Here is a 24901-nt window from a genome sequence, read left to right on the forward strand (position 1 = left end):
AATTTCCTTTCATCATTATAGATTGATATTCAAATAAGTCAAACGCTTTCATACTATGCGCATATAAAAAGTGCTACTCCTCAAAATGATGAGGAATAGCACTTTTATATGCGTACCTTACTTCAGTTGTAATCACTTCTTGTTAATGGAATGCTCAAGCCTCTCAGTCTACTCGCGTACCGTCACATTTAATTTGTGTGATCTGGTTTCCCCTGCCAAATTACGCAGTACAGCTTCATACTCATAGCTTCCAGTTGATCTTCCAGTGATTGCGGTAACCGCAGACTGTGCACCAGGAGAGTGAGATTGCAGCGATTGTGTGTCAATCAATACACCATTTTCGTAAAGTTCGTATTCGGTTGCGTTTGTTCCCCACCACAGATTCATGGTGACATTATAGTTGCCGTCACCGTCCCAGTTGTCGTTCGACAGAACGGCTTGCCCCGGGGAAGCATCCGTGACGATGACTGTCAGTGGAACACTCATGGTCGTACCGAGTGCATTGATCAATTCCCCAGTATAGATATAGGTGCCATTTTTCTTTCCAGTAATATCAACTTGAACAGATTGGGCAGATGGGGATTGATCGACCAGAGAAATTTCCTTAATCAATTCACCATTCTCATACAGCTTGAACTGATTGCCGTTATTCCCCCACCACAGACTCATCGTGATTGTATAGTCTCCGTCTTTGAGCCCCGTGTCGTAACCATTATTATCAGATAACACCGGAGTGCCCGGGGCCCCGTTTGCTAGTGGCGTTGCCTGATGGAGCCATTCTTCCCACTTCATCAGCACACTTACCTGCTCATCCGTAAATATGGTTCCTCTAGCTGCTTGAACGTCATTACCGTAGGATGCAAGCAATTGACGCGCTTTTGCTCCTTCACGATCGTTTGCTGCCTGTTTGGCCTGCTGTAACGTGTTTGTGAGCTGATCAGCAAGAGCGCCAGCATTAGGATCGATCGATTCATCTGCAAAGGCGTTAGTCAGATTGATCAGGCTATCGAATGTAGCAATAACCGCAAAACTATATTCTACCGTCTGTTCCCACCCAGCCAAATCGGAGACCGTTGCCGTAACCTGGTTCAGGCCGGGTTCCAGTGTATACGCAGGAGTGTCGAGAAGCACACCCTCCGGTTTTTCCACACCGGATACCGAATCGGAGGCTGTATAGCCAATTTCCACATGCTGATCCATGGTGTACTCGGTTTGACCATGAATTTTAATGGTTGGAGGTACGAGATCAATGGATATGGACAAAGACTGTTCACTCTCTTGGTTACCGTCAACATCGACACTCCAATAAGTGATGGTATGTGTACCTTCTTCAGTTAGGGTCAGCTGTGTGCCACTCACCGTTTCGCCACCATTGATTTGATAATAGGTCCCTTCTATATCGGAATCTTCATCGCTTGCTGTGAAGGTTACTTGTGCCGGAGAAGTATACCAGCCGTTCTGCAATTCTCCTTCCACGGTCGCTGTAGTATGCGGGGCTTCCTGCTCCGGAGTTTCTCCTTCCAACGTAACAAAATCAGATAGCGGAATATTCAATTCCTTCACAAGGCGTGCCACGAGTTCAGACACCTTGATTGCACCGTTCATTTGCAAATGTGTATTGTCCTCGGTTGTACCTACCCACATGAATATCGATTTGGTTCCTTCTGTGCCAAGCTCCTGGAAATGCTCCCAACTGGCTTGGTTCAAATCAATGATGAGCGTTTCCGTCTCCTGCGCCGTTTCTTTCATCGCCTGTACGTATTCCGGGAAGCTCTTGTTCAGCACTTCTCCGGTAAAATCACGACGGTTCACTGGCGTGACCAGAACCGGAATCGCACCTCTCTGCAGAGCACCGTTAATGTACTCTTTCAGATAGACCTTAAACTGCTCTGGCGTAAGATAACGCTCCGGACGGGACGGCGTGGAATCATTATGAGACCACTGCATGAACAAATAATCGCCCTCTTGAATGTCGAGTAAAATATCGTTGAGATATCCACCGACCAAGAAGGTTTTGCTGCTCAAACCTCCAACTGCCCGGTTATCAATACTGACTTCATTTGGATCAAAATATCCACCCAACGTTTCTCCCCAGCCCGCTTGCGGACGATAGTTTTCCGCGTAATTGGCCACAGTGGAATCGCTGGCCAGATAAATAACCGGTTTATCGCTTGCACTGTGATCTGGCAGTCGCTCCAGCTTCAGCGCATTGATCTTTGGTGCATTTCCGGTAAAGTTGAAGTTAAATACCCCATCGATCAGGGCAACGTCATACGTGATTTCTTTGAATTCGCCCTTGGCAATGCTTGTAAGCGGCAGCTTGGTCATCTGCTCTGCAACGACATTTGCGCTGGTCGATTCCTCCGCATCCCCGATGGTCATCGTTACCCGGTAATTCGCCGGCTCCATTTCCACCAGGAAAGAGGTACCGTTTACCCGTGTGAAATCCTCTTTGAGCGCATCTCCGGTTTCCCGGTTCTCATCTTTGGTCAGCGCAGTATCGGCAAATCCGTACCCGTTACCTTCGATGTATGCTCTTTTGGCATCTACTTTGATGTATCCGTCGGCTGTGGCGCCAGAACCAAAGTCAAAGTTGTATTCGTTTATCTCTTCGCTCGCTTCACTTGTCAATGAATCCTTCGCAACAGTTAACATGTTAAACGCATGGTCAACTTGAGCTTGGGTAGCTTCCGTATTGAAAATGGCTTCTGCTGCTGCCAAAGCCCGGTTCACCACGGCTTTCGATGCATCTGTATAATCCGACAGATCCAGTGTGTTGATCTCATCGTACAGAGCGATCAATGCAGTCTGATCGCCACCCTCCGACGAGAGCTGAGTGCCTTCAATCCGCACGTTGTCGATCTGGGTAGTCCAGTTCAACGTGCCTCCACCGCCTTTTCTCGTTCCCAGGAAGCGCATGGATCTGACGTTGTCCGCATATGCGGCTGAACTCAGTGAGATATCTGCAATCGTTTGGGTAACTGTCGGATCCGCCACGTTCGTTAATGTCAGATCAAGTGTTTTCTCGGCAAAATTAACAGTAGCATCCACATTGACCCACTGGTTCTTGGAAATATCTGTAGCCGTTCCCCCCTCAGGTATGGCTGTATCCCCTGTGCCGTAGTCCGGATTATATGCACCGACAAAATAATGAATTTTGGTGCTTCCGGTTTTCGTAAATAACGTGAAAAGGGCATTTTCGTTTGAATCCTGGACCGTGAGATGACCTTCTGATGGATAGGCACTCACATTACCGGATTGCCAGTCAAAGTTCACGTTCACCTGATCGCCGTTTACGGCATCGAACAGACGGAACACCTTGGCCCGATTGCCCGATCCTGACCCCGCGACGGACAGCACCTTATTTCCGGACTGTTCAACCACTGTTCCCGCCATGGTTCCTGCAATACCCGTGGCATTGACCATCGCATACTGGTAGTTGGCAGCGTCGCCTTCAAAATCCTCCTCATAGAGTTGGGTTTCCGGCTCTGGTTCTGGCTCGGAAATATCCGGGTCGATGACCAGTGATGAAATGCTCAGCTCCATGTCTTTGACCGCGCCAGCAACGAGTCCGGCAATTTTCTGTGCCCCATAGCTGCTGAAATGCGTATTATCGTTGATCCCATTCGGGTATTTTGGATATTCACCCGGATTAGCATATAGGAACACTTTTTCCGTAGCTGTATTACCAATTTTGTCGTAGTACGCAATACTTAACTTGCTCAGATCAATCAGCGCTACGTCAAGCTCCTCTGCTACTTCTTTGGCAGCCTGCACGTATGCCGGGAAGCTGACATTGAACTCCTGAGTCACCGTATTGAAGTCTCTGCGTCCAACCGGAGTGAGCAATACCGGTGTAGCACCGCGCTGTTTTGCACCGTTTACATACCGAGCCAAGTAGATCTTATAATCCTCCGGTGATGCGTAACGGTCCGGTATCCCTGCACTGGCGTCGTTATGACCAAAGGAAATGAAGAAGAAGTCCCCCGGTTTAATTCGCTGCAGGATTGTATCGAGACGACCGTCTACCATAAACGATTTGCTGCTTCGGCCGCCGATCGCATCGTTCACGATCACTGCCCCATTGGAGAAATAACGTCCGAACTGCTGGCCCCATCCTTCTTGAGGAGCCTGCATTTCACTGTACGATTGCATGGTTGAATCACCAGCCATATAGATCGTTGCTGCCGCACCGGCCACTTTCTCCGGATATTTCTCGATGATGACGTCTTGGATGTCTATGGCTGTACCCGTAAAGAGAAGATCAAGCTGTCCATCCACCACAGCAATATCATAGGAATACTCCAGCGGTGTGCCTGCTGCCACATTCGTTAAGGCGAGCTTCTGAACGAATTCGGATTTAACTCCAACGTTCGAATCATTCGCATCATTGCCCAATCGTAGCGTCACCTTATAGTTCGCATTGGGCAGATCAACGGCAAATGTCGTACCTGCCGCAACCGAAACCTTGTTTGCCCCTACCGTAATACCGTTCGTATCCGTGAACCCGTAACCCGGATCTTCTGCGTAGAGCGTATCTTGTATGTTTGTAGTTCCCGACATTGTCTCTGTACCGAAATTAAAGCGGTAGACCGGCTCCGGCATTTCAGCTTCGCGAGTCAGCGCCAGATCGGCTTTAGGGAATGCTGTAGCTTCCGCTCCAAGATAAAAGCCGGTATGAGGCGGCTGGTTATAGGATACATTTTGCCAGGCTACGCCAAGTCTGTACACAGGGTCCTGCATCAGCGTAGGGATGCGATAGTCTGAAGGAATGGTCGTTGTGTAGAGACGATACTCCGAACTGTCTTCGCTCCGCAGCAGAAGCTCCTCACGCCAATCGCCCAGAATGTCCGCCTGGAGTGCCGGATTACCTTTGGTATGGTTGTTCGTTAACGTACCGGTTGCCCGGAAGATTTCATTCAGCTTTTTGTTTTGGTAATCCCACTTATAGATGAGCGGAATTCCTTTGGCTGTGCTATTATCCCACTCATGGTCCAACAGCTCCCGCTGAAGATCTCCATCCCACCAGATGGCGAAATTGGCGGTTTTGGGCCCTTCGTCCACAGTGTAGATAGCCTCTCCGGCTGCTGAATAGGTATTAGTTACAGGTACACTTTGCCCGTTGGTAACGGTCGTGGCCCATGATTCGTATCCCGGATAGTTCGGATCAATGTCCGCCGACATCCCGCGACCCGTGTCAAAACCCGTTTCCTCACCCCAGAGAATTTCACCTGTTGCCGCATCGCGCATCTCCAGTCCGTACGCAGCATCTGAATGCTCGTGCACGCTTACCACCTGGTAGCCATCTCGATTTGGATCAAGCTGGCCGGCGTGCATGGCGTCACCGTGGCCGAGACCGGTGCTGTACATCAAGCTGCCGTCATCGTCTACGGCCAAGGCACCAAACATGATTTCGTCCTTGCCGTCCTTGTCAACATCCAGCACACTTAGATTATGGTTGCCCTGTGATTCATATTGTGATCCTGCTTCATTTGTGTCAAACGTCCAGCGCTTGACGAGTTCCCCGCCAACATAATCATAAGCAACAAGCACTGTGCGAGTATAATAACCCCGGCTCATCACAACACTTGGCTTCGTACCGTCCAGATAAGCAATCGCGCCAAGGAACCGGTCTACACGGTTGCCATAGCCGTCACCCCAATCACTGACGTTTCCTCTTGGGGGATCGTAATTCACAGTGGATACAGCCGCGCCAGTCTCACCGTCGAACAGCGTGAGATATTCTGGACCTGACAGTATGTATCCGCCATCGTTGCGATAATCCTTCGTCCCGTCACCAATGACTGTGCCTTGGCCGTCCTTCGTGCCGTCCGCCGTTTTGACAACAACTTCGGCCTTTCCGTTGCCATCCAGGTCATACACCATTAACTGCGTATAATGCGCTCCGGCGCGGATGTTGACTCCCAGGTCAATCCTCCACAGCTTGGTGCCGTCCAGTTTGATGGCATCGATATAGACATTGCCCGTATAACCGGCCTGCGAATTGTCCTTGGAATTGCTCGGACTCCACAGGAAAACAATTTCATATTCGCCATCCCCGTCCAAGTCAGCTACGGAAGCATCTCCTGCATAATAGGAGTAGGTTCCACCATCCTTGGTCCGGCCATCGGCCGGTTTATCGAGTGGAATAGGCAGATAATCGTTATGCCAGACCGATACAACCTCCGGTTGAATTTGCTCTTTGCCTGCAATAACGGTGGAAATCTGATATTGCGAGCTGTCGAAACCAGTGGTGTCCACATAGTTCGTCACGTCGCTTATGGGCGATGCATTCACTTTGGTTCCATTTTTATATATATTAAAAGCGATATCATCTGGGTCGTTATTTAAATACCTCCAGCTCAGAAAAACACCGTTGTCTACAAGAACCGCAACCAATCCCCGGTTCAGGTATTCTGCTTGGCGACCCGGCAGACTGTTTGATGATGACTCTGCACGCATCGGCGCCGGAGGAACAGCCAGTGAAATAACCATAAGGAGTGCTAAAAAAGTTACAAACATCGATTTCTGAATGGAAACAGTTCTTCGGATCATTGGATTAACTCCTCCTTATCTAAAAATTCATTTTTAGAATCATCAGTTCGATCCTGCCCTGCTTGTTGTCATGTGAACACAATTTAAAGCCACCTCCTCTTTATGTTACCGCTTACATTTATCTTACAGGTCTAAAAAAAGACAGACAATCTAAAAAATGTGACGTATTATATAAGATAATTGACTTTTTTAGGAAGGAGATGAAACGATGGTTCATACGGTTTCTTATGCTTTTCGTAATGACGATACATCAATCATGACACTGGACTCTATTGGATGGCAGATCGTTTCAAGCGAGGAATATCGTTGTCCAAGTGATGATAGACCGGACCCGGGGCACGTTGTTTTTCAATACACACTTAATGGTCAGGGTTATCTGGATATTGAAAATCAAACGATTGCTTTACCAAAGGGACATGCCCTGCTTGTTAAAATCTCTGGAGAACATTGCTATTACTATAAACAAGAGAACAACGAACCCTGGGAATTTATATGGATCAACATTCGCGGGGATGAAGCTAACCGAATTTGGGATATGATGCATGATCATGAGGGACATGTCATTCGACGAAGCGCGGATTCTCCCTTGATTCAAGAGTTATGGCAAATTATCCATTTAATTCATCAAGAGAAAGTTACGGACAAGTATCGCTTGTCCATGCAAGTCTATCGGTGGTTGCTGATCCTGGTACAGACGAGTCGGGATGCGGAGAAGGATATCGGTGCCCTTTCAATAACAACAATTGAGAAATGTAAAAAATTCATACGAGAGAATTATGCATCTCCATTGACGCTGGATCTTCTTGCCAGCCATTGCGATATCAATAAACACTACTTGTGCAGGTTATTTCAGAAATCCGAGAAAACATCACCGTTAGCCTATCTCAAAGACAGACGTATTGAGGTAGCAGTGCGACTACTCCGTACAACGGAACTTCCGATTTCCCAAATTGGTCAACAATGCGGCTTTGAGAGTCCCAGCTATTTCGGCAAAGTTTTTCGGCAATATATGTCCATGTCGCCCAAAGAATATCGATTGAATAAGTTAGAGTTTCCTTACGAGGCCATCTATTATGAGTAGCTAAACTCGCTGTTTGTTAGTTGTCCTTGGCTCGGGAACTGCTCTTATACCAGTAAAGTAAAAAAAGCCGCTATAATAGCGACTTTTAATGGAACTATGTTCTTTGTGTACTTCGATAATTGCTGCACTTATTGAGCGGTGTATCCTCCGTCTATGATCAGGCTATTTCCTGTCATGTATGAAGAATCGTCGCTAGCCAGGAACAGAACGGCTTTGGCCATCTCTTCTGCTTGACCGAGACGTTTCATTGGCGTTGCCGCAGAAAGTGCTTGTTTGCTCTCTTCCGGGATAATCGGTGTATCAATGAAGCCTGGGCAAAGGGAGTTCACCCGAATATTCTGCTCAGCATACTCCAGCGCCAGCGAACGAGTCAGATTCACAACGCCGCCTTTAGCTGCATTGTAGGCTGCTGAACCAGGCGAACCAACCCATCCGTACATCGACGCCGTGTTGACGATTGTACCTCCACCAATTTTCAGCATTTCGCGTATTGATTCACGAGCGACCAAGAAAACGCCGTCCAGATCAACATTGACCGTATTGCGCCACTCGGTATAATCAAGCTCATGTGTAGGATGAACACGTCCAATTCCCGCATTGTTGAATACAATATCCACTTGACCAAATGCTTCTACGGTTTGTTTGAAAATCTCAGAAACCTCTTCTTCACTTGTTATGTTTGCTTTAATAAAGAGAACCTCTGCTTTAAGCGCTCTCAGTTCCTGCTCACACGCCTTGCCTTTTTCTTCATTCAGATCCACCAAGACCACTTTAGCTCCTTCGGAAACGAATAAGCGAGCTGTCGCTGCACCAATGCCGGATGCTCCTCCTGTGATGACTGCAACTTTATCTTGAAGTTTGCCCATGAATAAATCCCCCAGTATAATATTTTGAATAGCGCATATATAAATAGTGCTATATGATGTTTACAAAACTAATTTTATGCTTAAAATTGTAACATTCCAATCATTAAGATATGACCAAGTGTCTACCTCGTAGACACTTAATAAAACTATGTCTATATTTATAGGAGTTTTTTTGAATGAATAATGAACTTATTGTGACTTCTCAACATCGTAATCGAACCAAAGAGCACCTAAAAACCGCACTGATTCAGCTCATTAAGAAAAAAGGCTTCCATGGTGTGTCTGTCAAAGACATCGTTGATCAGGCGGGTTACAATCGCAGCACGTTTTATTTACACTACCAGGATAAATATATTCTCGCCGAAGAATTGTTGAGTATGACACTTGAAGGATTGAGGGGTGCAGTAGGTAAACCCTATTGGCACGGTCAAAAGGTTTCAACAAACAAGCTTGATGCCGAATCTTTTCAAATCGTGGATTATATCTATGAACACCGTGACTTCTTCGAACTGATTCAATACGATGATACGTTACCTGGTTTACATACAGGCTTTCCACAAACCATACTCAAAATCTATCAGGAGCAATTTGTCTTTGAGACGATCAACAACTCCCCAGTTAATATGGATTATTTCAAGTACTATACTGCCTACGGTTTTTTTGGACTATTAAACAATTGGATATTAAGCGGATATCGTGAATCACGTGAGGTATTTATCAAAAACGTGATTGATCTTACCAAAACGCATATTCACTCTTTTCATTATGTCGGTAACACGTTTGAATCATGATCTCAAGTAAGTTGATTTGAACTTTTGAACATCATGATGAACGATATGTCTGCCTTAGATAACAGGCCAGTTGCAGATGGAGCAGAAGCTCCTGATTACTCAGGGACATGCCCAGAATCTCTTCGATTTTATGAATACGCTGATACAAAGTATTGATATGAATATGAAGTGTTGCCCCAGTTTGGACCGCCAGCGGCGGCCTCGCTCAGACACCAACGGGACGCAAAATCACAAGGGATTTACAGCACAAATAAAAAAACAGGCATGCATTTACACGAGAGGAATAAAATCCTCAAGGTACATGCATGCCCAATAATAACAGAGACCATGACACCAGCTGGACAATGTTTTTAGCGGCATAATAATTAATGTTCTACGGTTACAGAAAATTTTTCAGTGCCATTTTTATTATTCAAAGCAACTTCAATATCAGATACCCATGTAAGTTCACCTAAATGTCTAGCATAGGCAAATTCATCTGGTTGTTCTGATATAATCTTCTCTAAAAGTATTAGTTTCATCATCTACAATATACGGTAAATCCAAATCGAATTCTTTTAGATACATCTGATTCTCTCCTTAGATTACATCGCCGTGACCTCTTTTTTGCTTTTTAATGTAGGGTATACTTAAAAGCAAGGGGAAAACTTTATTTCAAATCAAGGAGGTTATTATGAAAAAAATAATATTGTTTATCTTCATTAGTATGATTATACTTGCTGGCTGTTCTAACAAGGATGAGAAAGAGAATTATCCAGTTTTCGAGGGCACTGTAGTATTTAAAACAGATGAAAATGACAACTACAAATTTCTTGTACTACAAAATATAAGTAAGGAAGAATTGGAGAATGGAAATCTTGAGGATTTTATAGAACTAGCACAAGACCAGGAAGCTTCCTATTATTTGGTCGATAGAGAGAAATATGAAACAATTGAAGTAGGGCAAAGAGTAAGAATCACTGCTGGCTTAGACCAACTAGAACCCTCGCCACCCATTAGAACGGTTGTGAGTATTGAACAAATCAATTAAAACATACTAAATATCAACTATTTTAAGCTTTCTATAATTTCCTCATTACAATATATAGGCTACGATTTTTTCTATTGCCAAATGATAAAAAGACCTTAACGTTTCGAGCGGATGTAAGGACTTTTTATCATTTTGGTTACAAAAGTTTAGAGTTTAAATCCGACCGGCCCGCAGATCCTTCCAAAAAGACCGTCACATGTTTTCCAATACACCAGCTGCATACTTTGTTTCTCTATACACAAAGTAATCAAAATCGGCATGTCTTCGGGTTCCGCCAAGATCTTGCACACAAAGACCGATATAGGTTCCCGTAAACCGAATATACTCCGGAGATTCATCGGACAGATGTGTGATATCAACCCACTCGCCTGCTGTATTCCAGGATGAATCACTATTTAACGCATAGTAAAAGCGGGCGCGATCTTGATCCACCACAGCCTTTAAACGGAGCGTGCTCACCAACTCTAGCGGAATATCCTCCAGCAGTTCGTCGTATACCCCGTATTTGGACTGAATAATCCCCAGGCAGAGCCCTTTCTTTTCATGATAAGTTACACGTAAGTAGAGATAGTCCTGGGTATCGTAGTACAAAATCAATCCTGCCATTTGCTGTGGATGATCCGGCGCAAATTCCAGACTCGTCTCGGCTTCACACTCCAAGGCCTGAAGTCTTCTTGCGATCATGCTTTGCCTGTGCGTTGAACTCATCGACTCCATGCCGTGCAAGCGCAAGTAACCGGGACGTTCCGTCAAGCTGACCCAAGTCGAATCGGGTGGAATGCGAAGTGTATTCCAATCATGCCGAAGCTCGAAGTGATCGAAATGATCCATTTCAGCAATCGGCTCAAACGGGTTTGACGGGATCAACGGGGCAGGCACCTGAACCTCCGGATATCGGTCACCGCTCGCAAGTCTCAGCCAGCCGTCCTCGCTCCACGCACAGGGCTGAAGTGCGGTCTCACGTCCAAGAATGCAAAACTTCTGTTGAACGGGGCGTCCGACCAGATGAGCCATGTACCATTCGCCGGTATGCGTTTCGAGGAGACTGCCGTGGCCTGCCTTCTGCAGAGCTAAATCCGGCCTGCCGTATGAAGTAAGGATTGGATTGGCAGGATCAACCTCGTAAGGGCCTTGTAACGTACGGGAACGTGCTGCGGTAACCGCATGCTCATAACCGGTTCCCCCTTCGGCCGTAATGAGATAATAATAGTCCTTGTGTTTATACAGATGTGGTGCTTCAGTCAGTCCTAATGCTGTTCCTTTAAATATGTTCATGACTGGCCCGACCAGCTTATGTTCCTGGACGGAATATTCCTGAAGAACGATGCCTGCAAACCGATTTTTGCCCTTACGGTGATCCCATATCATATTGACCAGCCACTTACGCCCGTCTTCATCATGAAACAGGGAAGGATCAAAACCGCTGCTGTTCAGATACACCGGATCGGACCAAGGGCCCTCGATATCCGTTGCTGTCACAAGGTAATTGTGGGTATCTTTAAAAGCGCCTACCCGGCTTTTGACATCGGTGTAGATCAGGTAAAACACACCGTTGTCGTAACTAAGACAGGGTGCCCATACACCTCCGGAATTAATGTTGCCCTCCATGTTCAACTGCGTTGCACGAGTCAGCGGTGAAGTGATTGGTCGCCAATGAATCAGATCCCGGGAATGGTGGATGCGTACACCGGGGAACCATTCGAAGGTGGACGTAGCGATATAATAATCTTCTCCCGCCCGGCATATAGACGGATCTGGATGAAATCCGGGGAGGATGGGATTGGTGATCATTTTCTTGATCATGTTCATGGAAGAAACCTCCGGTATGAAAGTAATGATCTGTACAACACAGATACACAAAAGGTGGATATCAGTACCAGCCCAGCGCTTTTTTGCCGGCTTCCAGGGCGGTTACGATCCGCTCTACATCATATACATTCCCTCTCCAAGTCCCACCGCTGACCGATTGCAATGCAGCCCAGAGCTTTGTATCATCCGGCAAAGCTTCATCAGGCCTCATATCCGGGTGGAAGCGCCTTTGTGCCAGGATGAGAGCGCCTTCTTCTGGCGAAAACTCCAGATTGCCTTCTCCGACAAAGTTAATGCTACCTTCCAGCGTATTACGATCAACCGCGATGTCAATCAGGTCTCCGTTCCGCAGCTTGCCAATCGGTCCGCCTGCCAGCGCTTCGGGGCCAACATGACCAATACACGCTCCGGTGGAAACACCGGAAAACCGGGCATCCGTAATCAGTGACACGTATTTGCCAAAAGGCAAATGTTTAAGCGCAGATGTAAGCTGGTACGTCTCCTCCATTCCGGTTCCCGATGGACCTCGCCCTAGAAGCACAACAACGTCGCCAGCCAGAATACCTCCGGTCTTAATCGCATGGATCGCCTCACGTTCGGTGGTAAACACCTTTGCTCTGCCACGATGACGGTATACGCCATGCTCATCCAGCACAGCTGGATCAATAGAGGTGGATTTGATGACAGAACCTTCTGGAGCGATATTCCCGGTTGGAAATGTTACGGTCGATGAGATTCCAAGCCGCTGAGCGTGTTCTACACTCATGATGACACTGTCCGGATCGATGCCGTCCTGCTCCTTTAACTGCTTCCGCATGAGATGACGGCGTTCCGACGATTCCCACCAGTCCAGTACCTGACCCAATGAAGTACCTGTAACCGTTGGTACAGACTCATCCAACAGACCAAGCTGTCTGAGGTGTAGCATGACCTCCGGTACACCTCCTGCCTGAAAGACACGTATGGTCGGATAAAAGATCGGTCCGTTTGGCAGGGCACTAACCAGCCTTGGAACATTTTTATTGACCTGTATCCAGTCCTGTACCGTGGGTATGGTTAAACCGGCGGCATGGGCAATCGCTGGTATGTGAAGAAGCAGATTGGTCGATCCGCCAAACGCGGCATGAACGGTCATCGCATTGCGAATGGATGCATCCGTGACAATGTCTTCCATCCTCATCCCCTGAGACTCCATATGGATGAGTGCACGTGACGATTGGCGCGCCATTTCAATCCAGATGGGCTGCCCGGAAGGTGCAAGCGCGGCATGTGGCACTGTCATACCCAGTGCCTCTGCTACAACCTGGGCCGTAGCTGCGGTACCTAGAAACTGACAGCCTCCTCCCGGTGTAGCACAAGCTCGGCATCCTAAATCCGACGCCATTTCCAGAGAAAGTTCCCCGTTGACGTACCGTGCACCGATGGTCTGAATTTTCCCGGCGTCCTCTCCATCGGTAGGCGGAAGTGTGACGCCACCGGGAACGATTACGCCAGGCAATTGCGGCATGCCGGCAAGCGCGAGCATCATCGCTGGAAGACCTTTGTCACAAGTGGCGACACCAAGCACGCCTTTACGCGTTGGCAGCGAGCGAATCAGTCTGCGAAATACCATAGCGGCATCGTTCCGGTACGGAAGCGAGTCAAACATGCCGGTTGTCCCCTGTGATCTGCCGTCACACGGATCGCTGACATATCCAGCAAACGGGATTCCTCCTCGGCTTGACAGTTCTTCTGCGGCAGCCTTCATCAGCAGGCCGACCTCCCAGTGGCCCGTATGGTAACCGAGTGCTGCCGGGCTGCCGTCTTCATTACGTATGCCACCTTGTGTACTTAAGATCAGAAATTGTTTTCCGTTCAATTCCCCAGGCTTCCAGCCCATTCCAACATTCTGGGACATGCCAAACAAGTCGCCGCTTGGAGCATTCCGCAGTAAATCATCCGTTAAAGGAAGACGTCCGGCAGCCCCTGGAGCATGTGCTATGATATCGAAGCAGTTGGATGCGGTCTCTCCCATAATCGACGTAATCTGTTCGTACATGGTAGCCTCCCACAGTTTATGACTTCACGAAGACCGTTTTGATGGCCGTGAAAAACTCGATAGCCGCTTGCCCCTGTTCTCTTGAGTGTGAACTTGACATCTTCATTCCGCCGAACGGAGCCTGCAGCTCTACGCCGGCCGTTTCTGCATTAATTCTGACCAGTCCCGCATCCATGTCCCGGATGAAAGACAACATGGCTCCGACGTTCTGTGTATAGATGGAAGCACTTAAGCCGTAATCGCTGTCATTAGCCGCTTCGATCGCTTCCTCCAGGGAATCTACCGCAATTAAGGCCAGAACCGGGCCAAAGATTTCTTCCTGTGCAATGGACATATGGGATTCGACCCCTTCAAATACGGTCGGCTGTACATAGAATCCCTCTTCCAGTCCCGGACCGTCCCCTCTTTTTCCGCCAGCGAGCAGAACGGCACCTTCATCCTGGCCTTTTTGAATATAACTCAGCACGGTATTGAGCTGTCCTTCGCTTGCACATGGACCCATCCAGCTTCCAGAAGTCATGCCGTCACCCAGCCGGATTTCCTGGATTTGCGAGAGCAGTTTTTCTTTGAAGGCGTCGTATACTTTTCGTTCAATAATGACCTTGCTGGTGGCCGTACATTTTTGCCCGGTCGATTTCAACCCACCGCTGATCGTGGCTTCCACAGCCAAATCCAGGTCAGCGTCAGCCGCGATAATAATCGGGTTTTTCCCACCCATTTCAAGTTGATACTTGGCCCCACGTGCCAGTGCTGCGCCGCCGACCTGTTTACCCACTTCATTGGAGCCTGTGAACGTTATTCCACCCACATCCGGATGCTCAGCAAGTGCAGATCCGATCACTGAGCCTCTGCCGCATACCAGATTAAGAACGCCTGCCGGAATGCCCGCCTCTTCAAAACACTCCATTACTTTAGCCGCCGTGACCGCAGTTTCCTGAGCAGGCTTCAACACAACCGTATTGCCATATATTAAGGCCGGAGCCGTTTTCCAAATCGGAATGGCTACCGGGAAATTCCAAGGAGCAATAACTCCTACTACGCCAAGAGGTACGCGGGTTGTAAACATCAGCGCTTCGCTGTCCGTCGATGGAATGACATCACCAGTTTTTCGCATGCCTTCTCCAGCGTAATACCTTAAGATCGCGACACCACGCAGTGTCTCTCCTTTGGCTTCAGGGAGTGTTTTGCCCATTTCCCTGGTCATCGCCTCTGCAACCTCATCGGCCCGGCGTTCCAGCACATTGGCTGCCTGAAATAGATAGTTACCGCGTTCCACACCCGATAACCTCCGCCAATGTCTTGCTGCTTCCTTCGCGGCTGCAACAGCCCGGTTCAGATCCTCTACGCCGGAGGTGGGTACGTAACCAACTACCTCCTTCCGATTCGCCGGGTTGATGCTCGGTTCGGTCTCACCCGATATCGCCTTCACCCATTCTCCGTTAATGTAATTGCTGTATGTCTGCTCTATCTGAAATGTGGTCATCGCATTCATCCTCCTTGTACATTAGTTTGAAATGACTGGATTAATAAGTGTCCCGATATCGCTAATGGATATTTCAATGCGGTCCCCTGGTGCAAGTGTAAAATCATTAGGGGGCACAATGCTTGTGCCTGTCAATAACACCGTACCGTCAAAGAGATCGTTATCTCTAGCCAGAAAAGAGACCAGCTCATCGAGTTTTCGGTTTAACTCACTTGTGCTTGCCTCGCTTTTGACAACTATTTCACCTTCACGATATATCTCGCAGACGATGTTGAACGCATATGGATTCTGCACCGTTTCCGCTAGACGAATGGCCGGACCTATCGAGCAGGAATTGCGCCACATTTTTGCTTGCGGCAGATACAGCGGATTCTCCCCTTCAATATCGCGGCAGCTCATGTCATTACCAACGATGTATCCCACAATGCTGCCATCCGCGGCAAGCACCAACCCCAGCTCCGGCTCCGGGATCTGCCAATTGGAGTCGCTTCGGAGCGTGACGGCTTCATTCGGACCTACCGTTCGTGCTGCCGTGGATTTAAAGAAGATTTCGGGTCTTTCCGCATCGTATACCTTATCGTAGAAGGTCTTTGCATCCAGCTTGCCTTCCGTAGCTTCATAATTTCTCGCTTCCCTGCTGCGTTGATACGTAACACCTGCCGCCCATACTTCCGGAGCTTCCAATGGAGTGATTAGATGCAGGGAAGTCCAATCGTCAGTTAACTTGTTTAACGGTTTAAAAGCGCTTTCAACAAGTTGAACTGGAGATATCCCCTGCTTTCTTGCTTGATAGATCAAAGTCATAAAATCGGCTTGTGGCAAACGATACGCTTGTTCATCATCCGTAACGGCTGCCAGCCACTTCTGTTGTCCGTCCAGAAATCGAATAATTCTCATTCAAGCTTGCCTCCATTTTTCCCCATCGGGTTGATAATATTACCATAGCACTCGCTATGGTTCATGACGATGTTCTAATCACTCCGACGATTTACCCTTTTCACGCATTATTTTTCTGTTAAGATGAGGTTAGATTAGATGAATCAAAGATGACTTACTTCTTCTCTCGTCTCTGTGTGCATTCTGAGTTTAGTGGATATAACGAAATAATAAGATGTTGGAGTATAGAAGGATGAGGAGGTTGGTTTGCTGTGACCAAGCTTTCGGATGCTGTGTATTTAGGTCGTCTGCCCGATGTTCGTATGTCTTTTCAATTATTGGGGCTGCATGCAAGAAAAGTAGATTCCAGCTGGACTTATCCGTCTCATGAACATTCAATGTATGAAGTGCACTGGATGATGGACGGGCAGATGAACATGGTTGTCAACGGGCAGTCTTATCGTCAGTCGGTTGGCGACCTTCTGTTCATCCGGCCTGGTATGACCCATTCTTGCACCGGAGCCGGACCGGAGGGGTTCACTTATTTTTCCGTGCATTTCAGCATACACGATACATCCTTTTGCAGAGAACTTAACCGTTGCAAAGACATCTATTATCCGGCAAATTCGAATTTGGCTCTGGGGCTGTCCTCTTCTCTGTCTACCTTGTATGGTCTGGCTACAGAACATTTGTCTAGCTCGCTATCTTCCTCTAAACAAATGAAGGTACATGCCGCCGTGTTTGAACTGCTCGGTTCCCTGGTCGGCCAGTTATCTCAACAAGCCTCCGTTACGTTGTCGAGAAAAGAAACCATTGCCCATCAGATTGCTGAACACATTGAGGATTCAATAAGATATATCCATCTTCACGGGGAAATTCAGGAGAGTGAGCGAACCTGGATTCAGGACATTGCCAAGTCGCTGAGCATTAGCCCGTCACAGGTTAATCGTATTTTTCGGCAGGTATACGGCATCGCTCCGCGCAAGTTTCTATCTGAAACCCTTCTGAACGAAGCTCAGCGGCTGTTAAAACAAACCGACCTGAACATAGACCATATTGCGATGATGCTGGGGTATAAGACTAATGCGCATTTCAGCCGCCAGTTCAAGCGGTGGACAGGCATCGCGCCAAGTGAATTTCGCAGCCATTCGCAGCAGAATGGTGAAGCCACACATTCAGATGACTATACTTAACTTTTCGAAATCTTGAGAGAATCTCTGTAATCCTAGAGCCACCTGACCATTCCAATAAGAGTGTTACGACCATGAGAGGCAACAATCTCTGAGCCGCAGGAAGCTAACCAATACAAAAAGCAGCTGCTGGATGTCCAGAAGCTGCTCTATCTTTCTCAGGTGGACGATGTTCTGCTGTAACTTTTACGCTAAAATAAATGCAGCGAGGCTCGCACTTCCCGAACCCCGATATGTAAAATACAAAGCCTGTATACCATCCGGAATGGTCATCTCGACTGAATAGGGTTTCCAATGATTGGTGAAATGTACCGGGATTGTACCCAGTGCAGGACCGTCCCATGCTGTTTTGACCTCGAATACCCCGTTACAATATCCACGCACCTTAATCGAGACTTGGCGAATCCCTTTGCAATCAAAATACTTAAACCCTGCCGTTGCGGATTCAACCATATTGGCAATATAACCGATCTCTTCATCACCATCTCTTCCATCCTGGGTTATCTTCGGAAAGCGGCTGTCCAGCCAGGCTCCTGCCCCGAAACCTCCAGTATACCTTTGATCCTCCTGGGTCAAAAGATTACATGCAAGATATGCAGGGTACTCGCCTTTTCCTTCAAGCGGTCTCCCGCTCGGACCACAGGAGGTCATTTCCACCTGAGGAATGCTGCCGTCCCCTTCAAAAGATATCTTCTCCATACAGCCCTGTCGGTTGAATGCGTCCCCATTGGTATGGCGGTGATAGAAGACATACCAGTCTCCGTTGATCTCCACAATGCTGCCATGGTTATTGCCACCATAATACATGGGTTTGTCAGCAGGTTTGTAGGAGTCGATATGGAGATCACAGTTGCTTACGATGATGCCCTGATATGTAAATCCTCTATTTGGAAATCGACTGGTGGCATAACATAATTCATGCATAACGATGGAGGAATACACCAGGTAGTAGGTATCACCTCTCTTCCGGATGGAAGACGCCTCAAAAAATTCATGGCCCTCATAACCGCTGCCCTCACTGTAAGGCTCGCTCGGTGCTACGAATACAGGTTCTTCCACAATCGTCAGCATATCCGGACCTAGCATCGTGGCCATCGCGCCATGTCTGGATTGGTCTCCGGCCGCACAGAAGCCGGTATACAGATAAGTGTGCTGTCCTTCAGTCATTACGCCGGGATCGAACTGGGGCTCGTCCCCTTCTCTTTCGCCCAGACGAGTGCCGTCGTCATATTGTACATAACCATAGAATTCATATTTGCCGGCAGGTGCATCACATACAGCCACCGAAACAACGGGTACCTTATCCAGCACATAATACAGATAATACCGCCCATCGGGACCCAACGTAACATCTGGCGCATACAGGCACATATGGCCATTTGGATTCAACGGGTCATCTGTTTTTCGGTAGATCACCCCTTCATTTCTCCAATTCCCAAGGTCATTCACGGGTGCAGACCAGCATACATAATCGTTCAGACAGAAGGCATGTCCGTTGAACCGGTCATGTGATCCGTATACATAAACTCTGTCGTTAAACAGGTAAGGCTCTCCATCGGGAACGTACTCCCAGGATGGAAGATATGGGTTTAACCCCTGCTTGTTCATTCCAGCTACACTCCTCATATAATCGTAATAGTACATTCGTTCTATGAAATGAAGATAACTCTCGTATAATAGAAAATAGCTTAAGTAGTGTATTGACTATTCTTTTCTACAACTTAAAGAGAAAGGGGATGAACCATGACATCTATTTTTTACGTGGAATGTGACGCGGTACATCAGAACCATTTTGTTTTTGATATCCCTGAAGGGCATGATGCCTGGCTATTAGTCATTACACAGACCCCTGCCCAGTTCTGGGTTGATGGACAACTCAAGGAATACCCGGCTCATTGTGCTGTACTTTTCAAACCGTATCAAAAAATATATTATCGAGCTTGTTCAGAGCGCTATATAAATGATTGGATTCGTTTTGAAAGTGATGAACCGTTTGTAAGCGATACCTCCCTTCAGCCAGGCACACCTTTCCCGCTGGATGATCCGGAATACTGTCATAAACTGTTCCAATTGCTTGTTGCAGAGCATTCTTTTCAGAACGATTACCGGGAATCGTCCATCAATTGCCTGCTGCGAACCTTGTTCAATAAATTGCTTGAGTCTTGTGTCCAAGAGGATATTAGTCCTCAGCACTATCCTCTGTTGAAGCTTCGAACGGCAATTCATAACCATCCCAGCCATCCTTGGACAATATCAGAAATGGCGAAGATCATAAACGTCAGTCCGGGGTACTTGCAGTTGATGTACAAGAAATCGTTTGGTCTCTCGTGTATGGAGGATGTTATTCATAGCCGAATACGTTTGGCCAAAGAATATCTCAGACATCATTTGTATACGGTTGCAGAGATTGCTGATCGATGCGGTTACCGTAATGTCGAGCATTTTTGCAGGCAATTCAAACAAATGACCGGTTCCTCGCCTAAACAGTTTCATAAACGACATAAGAGCCCGGCTGACATAACAGAATTGGGATATAAATCTCACTCTCCCACTCTGTCTAATGGACGTTTATACATACCTTAGCCATTCAATCGGTATAAACGTCATCGAGGTTGTTAGCGTTCTCTGCTGTCATTTTAAGTTAAGGTTTTAGACTGTATGATGCAATGACATATTCTCAAGCATAATTGATCTATTATCATATTGTGATACTTTATAATGACATCTTGTTTTTGGCATATGCAGCCGCACCAATCATCCCTGCTTGCCCGCCTAATTTCGCTTGCACTATTTTACATGCACGGGATGAAAGCTTTAACGCATGATTCTCAACAGTGTCACGTACTGTATTCAGCAATCGATCACCTGCTGCCGACATTCCTCCACCAACTTCTGGATTGAACAGATTGATTACATTGGAAAGACCAAATCCGAGAGTCTTCCTGATTGGAATCCTGGAGCTTAACCCCATTTTGAACTTTTTGAATTATTTATCTTTACTTATATCTCCAAACAAAAGAAGTCACTAATTTAGTGACTTCTGGACATAAATTTTCTTTAAGTTCAAAGGTTTTGATGCATCAATCCTTATTTAAGGGTTCTATTGGGATGAAGTGCCCGAGCCATTGCATCCATATACCCCTTAACAGTGCGTTGACTCACTTCTGTTTCTGGAGCAAGAATTTCAAAAAGGTGGAAGCAACCTGGATAGAGGTGAAATTCAACATCCACACCTGCTTGTGCTAGTCGTGCCACATACTCCATTGTCTCGTCCCGGAATAGATCGAGCTGACCTACACAAGTATAGGCTGGCGGCAATCCGGCCAAGCTCACTGCTCTCGAAGGTACAGCATAAGAATAACTTCCACTGACATCGATCTCCTCACCAAGGTACATATTCCAAGCAGCTACGTTGTCCGTTCGGTTCCAGATTGAACCCTCTTCTGTAATCTCATGACTAGATGGCGTGATGTTACGATTATCTAACATCGGGTACAATGGCATTTGGAAGATGATAGACGGACCTCCTTTATCACGTGCCATCAGCGCGAGTGCTGCTGTCAGTCCTCCGCCACCGCTAGCACCGGCAATTGCAACCCGATTCACATCAATACCAAGCATTATTGCTTCCTCCGTCATCCATACCAATCCAGCATAACAATCTTCAATCGCCGCAGGATATGGATGCTCAGGAGCGAGCCTATAATCCACTGATACGACAATACATTCTGCTGTCTGAACAAAACGCTCGCACAATTTGTCATCCATATCGGGATGTCCCAACACGTATCCGCCCCCGTGAATCCATAACATGGCTGGTAGTAAATCATTCGTTCGGTTGGCAGGTTCGTATATTTTGACCAGCATCTCACCTCCGTCCCTCATAATTTTCCGGCTGGTTGTGTTTACATGCTCTGATTTTCTCACCGATGCAGCCGACACTAGATTTCTACTCCACTCTAAATTTTTCTCCAACTCAAACCCTGGAAATTGTGAATATACCTCTCTCAATTCTGGTAATATATGTGTCTCAATACTCATGATAATTCCTCCAAATATAATAATGAATTCGTTCATTTATGTTTTTTTAGTTAATTCTTATCTCATTTCAGCTTCCCACTTGGAAATTTCCTCTCGTACTCGCGGTGCAACCTCTTTACCGAGCAATTCTATAGCCCGCATTACCAACTCATGCGGCATCGTGCTTAAGGGAACATACATCATGAAACGTGTAATTCCTACATGCTTGCGAAGATGAATAATTTTTTGAGCAACTGTTTCCGGATCCCCTACATACAACGCACCATCAGAGCTGCGGGCAGCGTCATAGCTGGAACGGTCGTAATATGCCCACCCCCGCTCTTTGCCGAGTTTATTCATGCCGTACTGAGTGGACGGGAAAAAGAGTTCTGCGGCTTTTTCCGTATCTTCTGCAACAAATCCGATAGAATGTGAACCTACCCGAAGCTGCGATACATCATGACCAGCATGAGTTGCCGCCTTTTTATACAGTTCTACAAGTGGCGCAAATTTCGTTGGATTACCACCGATAATTGCAAGAACAAGTGGCAGACCTAGAATTCCAGCACGTATGGCAGACTCCTGAGTACCTCCGCTACCGATCCATACAGGTATAGAATTCTGAACAGGACGCGGGTATACCCCCAGATTATGTATCGCTGGTCGATGGCCTCCATTCCATGTTACTTTCTCGGATTCCCGTAATTTAAGAAGCAGTTCAATGTTTTCATTAAATAAATCCTCGTAGTCATGCAGGTTATAACCAAACAGTGGAAAGGACTCAATGAAGGAACCCCTACCCGCTATAATCTCGGCACGTCCATCGGAGAGACCGTCAAGCGTGGCAAAATCCTGAAACACACGGACAGGATCTGCTGAAGATAGGACCGTCACAGCACTTGTCAATCGAATCCGTTTTGTGAGGGGCGCGGCAGCGGACAACACCATTGCTGGTGAAGATGCTGCATAATCATCACGATGATGCTCACCTATGCCAAACACATCAAGTCCTACCTGATCTGCAAGGACGATTTCTTCCACGACTTCTCGCAATCGCTGTGCGTGACTCATCACAACTCCGGTCTTAGTATCAGGCTTTGTTTCTACGAATGAAGTAACACCTATTTCCATAATTAATCTCTCCTTATATTTTCTTTCCTTAAGAGGAATGCTCAAGACAACGGATTAAAGCCGTCCAATCCAACTCACCATAACCATGGGTAATTCCTTCAGAGAGGTGTTGATGAATAAGCTGACCTAAAGGTAGTGGAGCTTGAACTGACTTGGCTGCCTCGATAGCTAATGCAACATCCTTTAACCCGAGCTTCATTTTAAAACCTGCTGGTTCAAAGCGCTGTTCAGCCATGATCGCTCCATAGTTCTGATATACCGGAGATTGAAAAAGAGCATTCACAACATCCATATATCGGGACGGCTTAATGCCGTGCTTTTCAACCATGAGCTGCGCTTCCGACAAAGCTTCCAGCATTGAAGCAATTAGAAAGTTAACGCCTATTTTGACAATGTTACCTTGTTCGCCATGATCCCCAATCTCAAATATCTCTTGACCTAGTACTGTTAACATGGGAAGTACTCGTTGTCTTGCATGTTCCGGACCAGCTAAAATAATGCGCAATGTAGCTGCTTTAGCGGCGTCCGGGCGCCCCATTACGGTGGCAGACACAAAATGTTGGTGTCTCTCCGCATGCAAAGCGGATAATTTCCGAGCCAGATCTACGCTGATCGTACTTGCAGATACGTGAATTCCATTTTCAGATAATCCGTTCAGAACTCCATTTGGTCCCTCAACAATTTCTCTCAAAGCAGCATCATCAGATAACATGGTAATTACAAGATTGCTTTCTTTCACTGCCTCTAGTGGTGTTTGGACATAACGTGCTCCCTGTTTTATTAATGGTTCAACTTTTTCAGGAGTCCGATTAAAGATGACTAATTCATAACCCGCTTTCAACAGGTTTTGTGCCATTGGAAGCCCCATATTTCCAAGTCCAATAAACGATACCTTCATTGGTTCATCTCCTTATTCATGATAGATTGTTTCAATAACGGAATGAATGTTCCAGAATGATCAAAAAAATTATGGTCTTACAGATACTCTTCAAATGGTACCTTCAAAATATGAGGACTACAATAACGGAACATTCATTCCAATATTGCTAAAAAAAATTATATCCCTGCAATTACAAAGCTAATCATCTCTTTTGCACGTTCTGGATTTTGACCTGTTTTTGCCATAATATTTATGCTTTGATGTAAATTCAGCAATAAATAAGACAATGTTTTGATATCTGTGGTTTTATCTATCTCTCCCGATTGTTGGCCCTTCTCCAAAAGCTCACAAAATGCTTGTTCCAAATCCGAAAAACTAGTCTGTATCAAGGCATTTATCTGTTCATCTGGTGACTCCAATGTTGTAGCTGTATTCGTTACAAAACATCCGCCCGGTAGGCTGGTATCGTATGCCGAAGCAATATGATACTCAAAAAATTGAAGAATTCCATCTCTTACGTTTGATGCTTGTTCAAGAATAGTCTGCTTATTGGAACTCCCTTTTTTATAATGCTCCAGGGCATTTCTGTACAAGGTTTGCTTGTCGGAAAACGTATCATAAAGGCTGGATCGGCTAATGCCCATCACTTCTAGTAAATCCGGTATGCTAGCAGCCTCGTATCCTTTTTTCCAAAACAACAACATTGCTTGGTGTAACGCTTGATTTTTGTCAAATTCTTTAGTCCTGGCGATAAGTAACACCTCCCGTTTCAGAAATATAACATATCTGAACTGATCAGTCCAGAAAAAGAATCTTGCAGATTGTTGATTGTTAATGTGATCCTCATGTAAACTGACGGAAATCTGGTGCTGTACAACAATGAAAATCCGGCCTTGGGCTGGTATCAACATAACAGTAATTTGTTAATGGATTCATGCTCTATTCTGCCATGATGATGTAATGCGATTCTCATAATCACTTTGTTATACACCAAAAAGATCTCTTGTGCAGTGTGAACCGCTCCCTGTCAAGTAGACAGTTAAAAAAACAAAAATTAGTTCATTGAGATACCTTAGCCCGGATGACGTGCTAAGGTATCTTTCTTGTTATACAGCTCTTCGGTATTCGTTCGGAGACAAGCCGCCCAAAAA

18 protein-coding genes are annotated in these 24901 nt (G+C 46.5%); 5 read left to right on the top strand and 13 right to left on the bottom strand.

The genetic code is table 11. The annotated features are described in order from the left end of the window. Positions 1-168: 168 nt before the first annotated feature. Positions 169-6555, bottom strand: coding sequence for a rhamnogalacturonan lyase family protein (locus J7E78_RS03345; protein ID WP_215074918.1), 6387 nt, complete (start codon positions 6553-6555; stop codon positions 169-171). Positions 6556-6763: 208 nt separating this feature from the next. On the opposite strand from J7E78_RS03345, the gene J7E78_RS03350 reads away from it, so the two are divergent. Next, the gene (locus J7E78_RS03350; protein WP_215074919.1) at positions 6764-7636 is read left to right on the top strand and encodes a helix-turn-helix transcriptional regulator; all 873 of its coding nucleotides are present in this window, start codon (positions 6764-6766) and stop codon (positions 7634-7636) included. Positions 7637-7764: 128 nt separating this feature from the next. Here J7E78_RS03350 and J7E78_RS03355 read toward each other — a convergent pair whose 3' ends face one another. Then, complete coding sequence (locus J7E78_RS03355; RefSeq protein WP_215074920.1) at positions 7765-8502, bottom strand: SDR family NAD(P)-dependent oxidoreductase; 738 nt, start codon at positions 8500-8502, stop codon at positions 7765-7767. A gap of 176 nt (positions 8503-8678) precedes the next feature. On the opposite strand from J7E78_RS03355, the gene J7E78_RS03360 reads away from it, so the two are divergent. Next, positions 8679-9293, top strand: a complete 615-nt coding sequence (locus J7E78_RS03360) for a TetR/AcrR family transcriptional regulator (RefSeq protein ID WP_215074921.1) — start codon at positions 8679-8681, stop codon at positions 9291-9293. Positions 9294-9324: 31 nt separating this feature from the next. Here J7E78_RS03360 and J7E78_RS03365 read toward each other — a convergent pair whose 3' ends face one another. Continuing rightward, entirely contained in the window at positions 9325-9486 is a 162-nt protein-coding gene (locus tag J7E78_RS03365) for a helix-turn-helix domain-containing protein (protein ID WP_215074944.1), read from the bottom strand. A gap of 480 nt (positions 9487-9966) precedes the next feature. Between J7E78_RS03365 and J7E78_RS03370 the strand changes: the two genes are divergently transcribed. Continuing rightward, positions 9967-10323: a DUF3221 domain-containing protein gene (locus J7E78_RS03370; protein WP_215074922.1), complete on the top strand. Its 357-nt coding sequence runs from the start codon at positions 9967-9969 to the stop codon at positions 10321-10323. Positions 10324-10515: 192 nt separating this feature from the next. On the opposite strand, the gene J7E78_RS03375 is transcribed toward J7E78_RS03370, so the two are convergent. The 4 genes from J7E78_RS03375 to J7E78_RS03390 form a co-directional block, all read right to left on the bottom strand. Then, the gene (locus tag J7E78_RS03375; protein WP_215074923.1) at positions 10516-12132 is read right to left on the bottom strand and encodes a glycoside hydrolase family 43 protein; all 1617 of its coding nucleotides are present in this window, start codon (positions 12130-12132) and stop codon (positions 10516-10518) included. 61 nt (positions 12133-12193) lie between these two features. After that, entirely contained in the window at positions 12194-14170 is a 1977-nt protein-coding gene (locus tag J7E78_RS03380) for a YjhG/YagF family D-xylonate dehydratase (protein ID WP_285229343.1), read from the bottom strand. Between the two features lie 16 nt (positions 14171-14186). Further along, entirely contained in the window at positions 14187-15653 is a 1467-nt protein-coding gene (gucD, locus tag J7E78_RS03385; RefSeq protein ID WP_215074924.1) for an alpha-ketoglutaric semialdehyde dehydrogenase GucD, read from the bottom strand. Positions 15654-15674: 21 nt separating this feature from the next. After that, positions 15675-16550, bottom strand: coding sequence for a fumarylacetoacetate hydrolase family protein (locus J7E78_RS03390; protein ID WP_215074925.1), 876 nt, complete (start codon positions 16548-16550; stop codon positions 15675-15677). A 251-nt stretch (positions 16551-16801) separates the two neighbouring features. Between J7E78_RS03390 and J7E78_RS03395 the strand changes: the two genes are divergently transcribed. Further along, positions 16802-17722: a helix-turn-helix domain-containing protein gene (locus J7E78_RS03395; RefSeq protein WP_215074926.1), complete on the top strand. Its 921-nt coding sequence runs from the start codon at positions 16802-16804 to the stop codon at positions 17720-17722. A gap of 183 nt (positions 17723-17905) precedes the next feature. Here J7E78_RS03395 and J7E78_RS03400 read toward each other — a convergent pair whose 3' ends face one another. Then, positions 17906-19327 carry a family 43 glycosylhydrolase gene (locus tag J7E78_RS03400; protein WP_215074927.1) on the bottom strand — a complete coding sequence of 474 codons (1422 nt, stop codon included), beginning with the start codon at positions 19325-19327 and terminating at the stop codon, positions 17906-17908. Positions 19328-19462: 135 nt separating this feature from the next. On the opposite strand from J7E78_RS03400, the gene J7E78_RS03405 reads away from it, so the two are divergent. Next, positions 19463-20302, top strand: coding sequence for a helix-turn-helix transcriptional regulator (locus tag J7E78_RS03405; RefSeq protein ID WP_215074928.1), 840 nt, complete (start codon positions 19463-19465; stop codon positions 20300-20302). A gap of 130 nt (positions 20303-20432) precedes the next feature. On the opposite strand, the gene J7E78_RS03410 is transcribed toward J7E78_RS03405, so the two are convergent. From J7E78_RS03410 to J7E78_RS03430, 5 genes are all read right to left on the bottom strand, one after another. Next, complete coding sequence (locus tag J7E78_RS03410; protein WP_251034791.1) at positions 20433-20690, bottom strand: ROK family protein; 258 nt, start codon at positions 20688-20690, stop codon at positions 20433-20435. A gap of 116 nt (positions 20691-20806) precedes the next feature. Further along, complete coding sequence (locus tag J7E78_RS03415) at positions 20807-21760, bottom strand: alpha/beta hydrolase (protein WP_215074929.1); 954 nt, start codon at positions 21758-21760, stop codon at positions 20807-20809. Positions 21761-21817: 57 nt separating this feature from the next. Further along, positions 21818-22870, bottom strand: coding sequence for an LLM class flavin-dependent oxidoreductase (locus J7E78_RS03420; RefSeq protein WP_215074930.1), 1053 nt, complete (start codon positions 22868-22870; stop codon positions 21818-21820). 28 nt (positions 22871-22898) lie between these two features. After that, positions 22899-23768, bottom strand: a complete 870-nt coding sequence (locus J7E78_RS03425; protein ID WP_215074931.1) for an NAD(P)-dependent oxidoreductase — start codon at positions 23766-23768, stop codon at positions 22899-22901. A gap of 158 nt (positions 23769-23926) precedes the next feature. Further along, positions 23927-24661, bottom strand: a complete 735-nt coding sequence (locus tag J7E78_RS03430; RefSeq protein WP_251034792.1) for a TetR/AcrR family transcriptional regulator — start codon at positions 24659-24661, stop codon at positions 23927-23929. Positions 24662-24901: the final 240 nt, after the last annotated feature.

The organism is Paenibacillus polymyxa (assembly GCF_018614975.1).
Classification (GTDB): Bacteria; Bacillota; Bacilli; order Paenibacillales; family Paenibacillaceae; genus Paenibacillus; species Paenibacillus polymyxa_E.

Excerpts from the sequence above, each read along its gene's own strand:
- J7E78_RS03355 (WP_215074920.1), bottom strand. The coding sequence starts at position 8,502 with ATGGGCAAACTTCAAGATAAAGTTGCAGTCATCACAGGAGGAGCATCC.
- J7E78_RS03420 (WP_215074930.1), bottom strand. The coding sequence starts at position 22,870 with ATGGAAATAGGTGTTACTTCATTCGTAGAAACAAAGCCTGATACTAAG.
- J7E78_RS03425 (WP_215074931.1), bottom strand. The coding sequence starts at position 23,768 with ATGAAGGTATCGTTTATTGGACTTGGAAATATGGGGCTTCCAATGGCA.
- J7E78_RS03410 (WP_251034791.1), bottom strand. The coding sequence starts at position 20,690 with ATGGGGTTAAGCTCCAGGATTCCAATCAGGAAGACTCTCGGATTTGGT.
- J7E78_RS03345 (WP_215074918.1), bottom strand. The coding sequence starts at position 6,555 with ATGATCCGAAGAACTGTTTCCATTCAGAAATCGATGTTTGTAACTTTT.
- J7E78_RS03390 (WP_215074925.1), bottom strand. The coding sequence starts at position 16,550 with ATGAGAATTATTCGATTTCTGGACGGACAACAGAAGTGGCTGGCAGCC.
- J7E78_RS03400 (WP_215074927.1), bottom strand. The coding sequence starts at position 19,327 with ATGAACAAGCAGGGGTTAAACCCATATCTTCCATCCTGGGAGTACGTT.
- J7E78_RS03415 (WP_215074929.1), bottom strand. The coding sequence starts at position 21,760 with ATGAGTATTGAGACACATATATTACCAGAATTGAGAGAGGTATATTCA.
- gucD (WP_215074924.1), bottom strand. The coding sequence starts at position 15,653 with ATGACCACATTTCAGATAGAGCAGACATACAGCAATTACATTAACGGA.
- J7E78_RS03430 (WP_251034792.1), bottom strand. The coding sequence starts at position 24,661 with ATGTTGATACCAGCCCAAGGCCGGATTTTCATTGTTGTACAGCACCAG.
- J7E78_RS03405 (WP_215074928.1), top strand. The coding sequence starts at position 19,463 with ATGACATCTATTTTTTACGTGGAATGTGACGCGGTACATCAGAACCAT.
- J7E78_RS03375 (WP_215074923.1), bottom strand. The coding sequence starts at position 12,132 with ATGAACATGATCAAGAAAATGATCACCAATCCCATCCTCCCCGGATTT.
- J7E78_RS03360 (WP_215074921.1), top strand. The coding sequence starts at position 8,679 with ATGAATAATGAACTTATTGTGACTTCTCAACATCGTAATCGAACCAAA.
- J7E78_RS03350 (WP_215074919.1), top strand. The coding sequence starts at position 6,764 with ATGGTTCATACGGTTTCTTATGCTTTTCGTAATGACGATACATCAATC.
- J7E78_RS03380 (WP_285229343.1), bottom strand. The coding sequence starts at position 14,170 with ATGTACGAACAGATTACGTCGATTATGGGAGAGACCGCATCCAACTGC.
- J7E78_RS03370 (WP_215074922.1), top strand. The coding sequence starts at position 9,967 with ATGAAAAAAATAATATTGTTTATCTTCATTAGTATGATTATACTTGCT.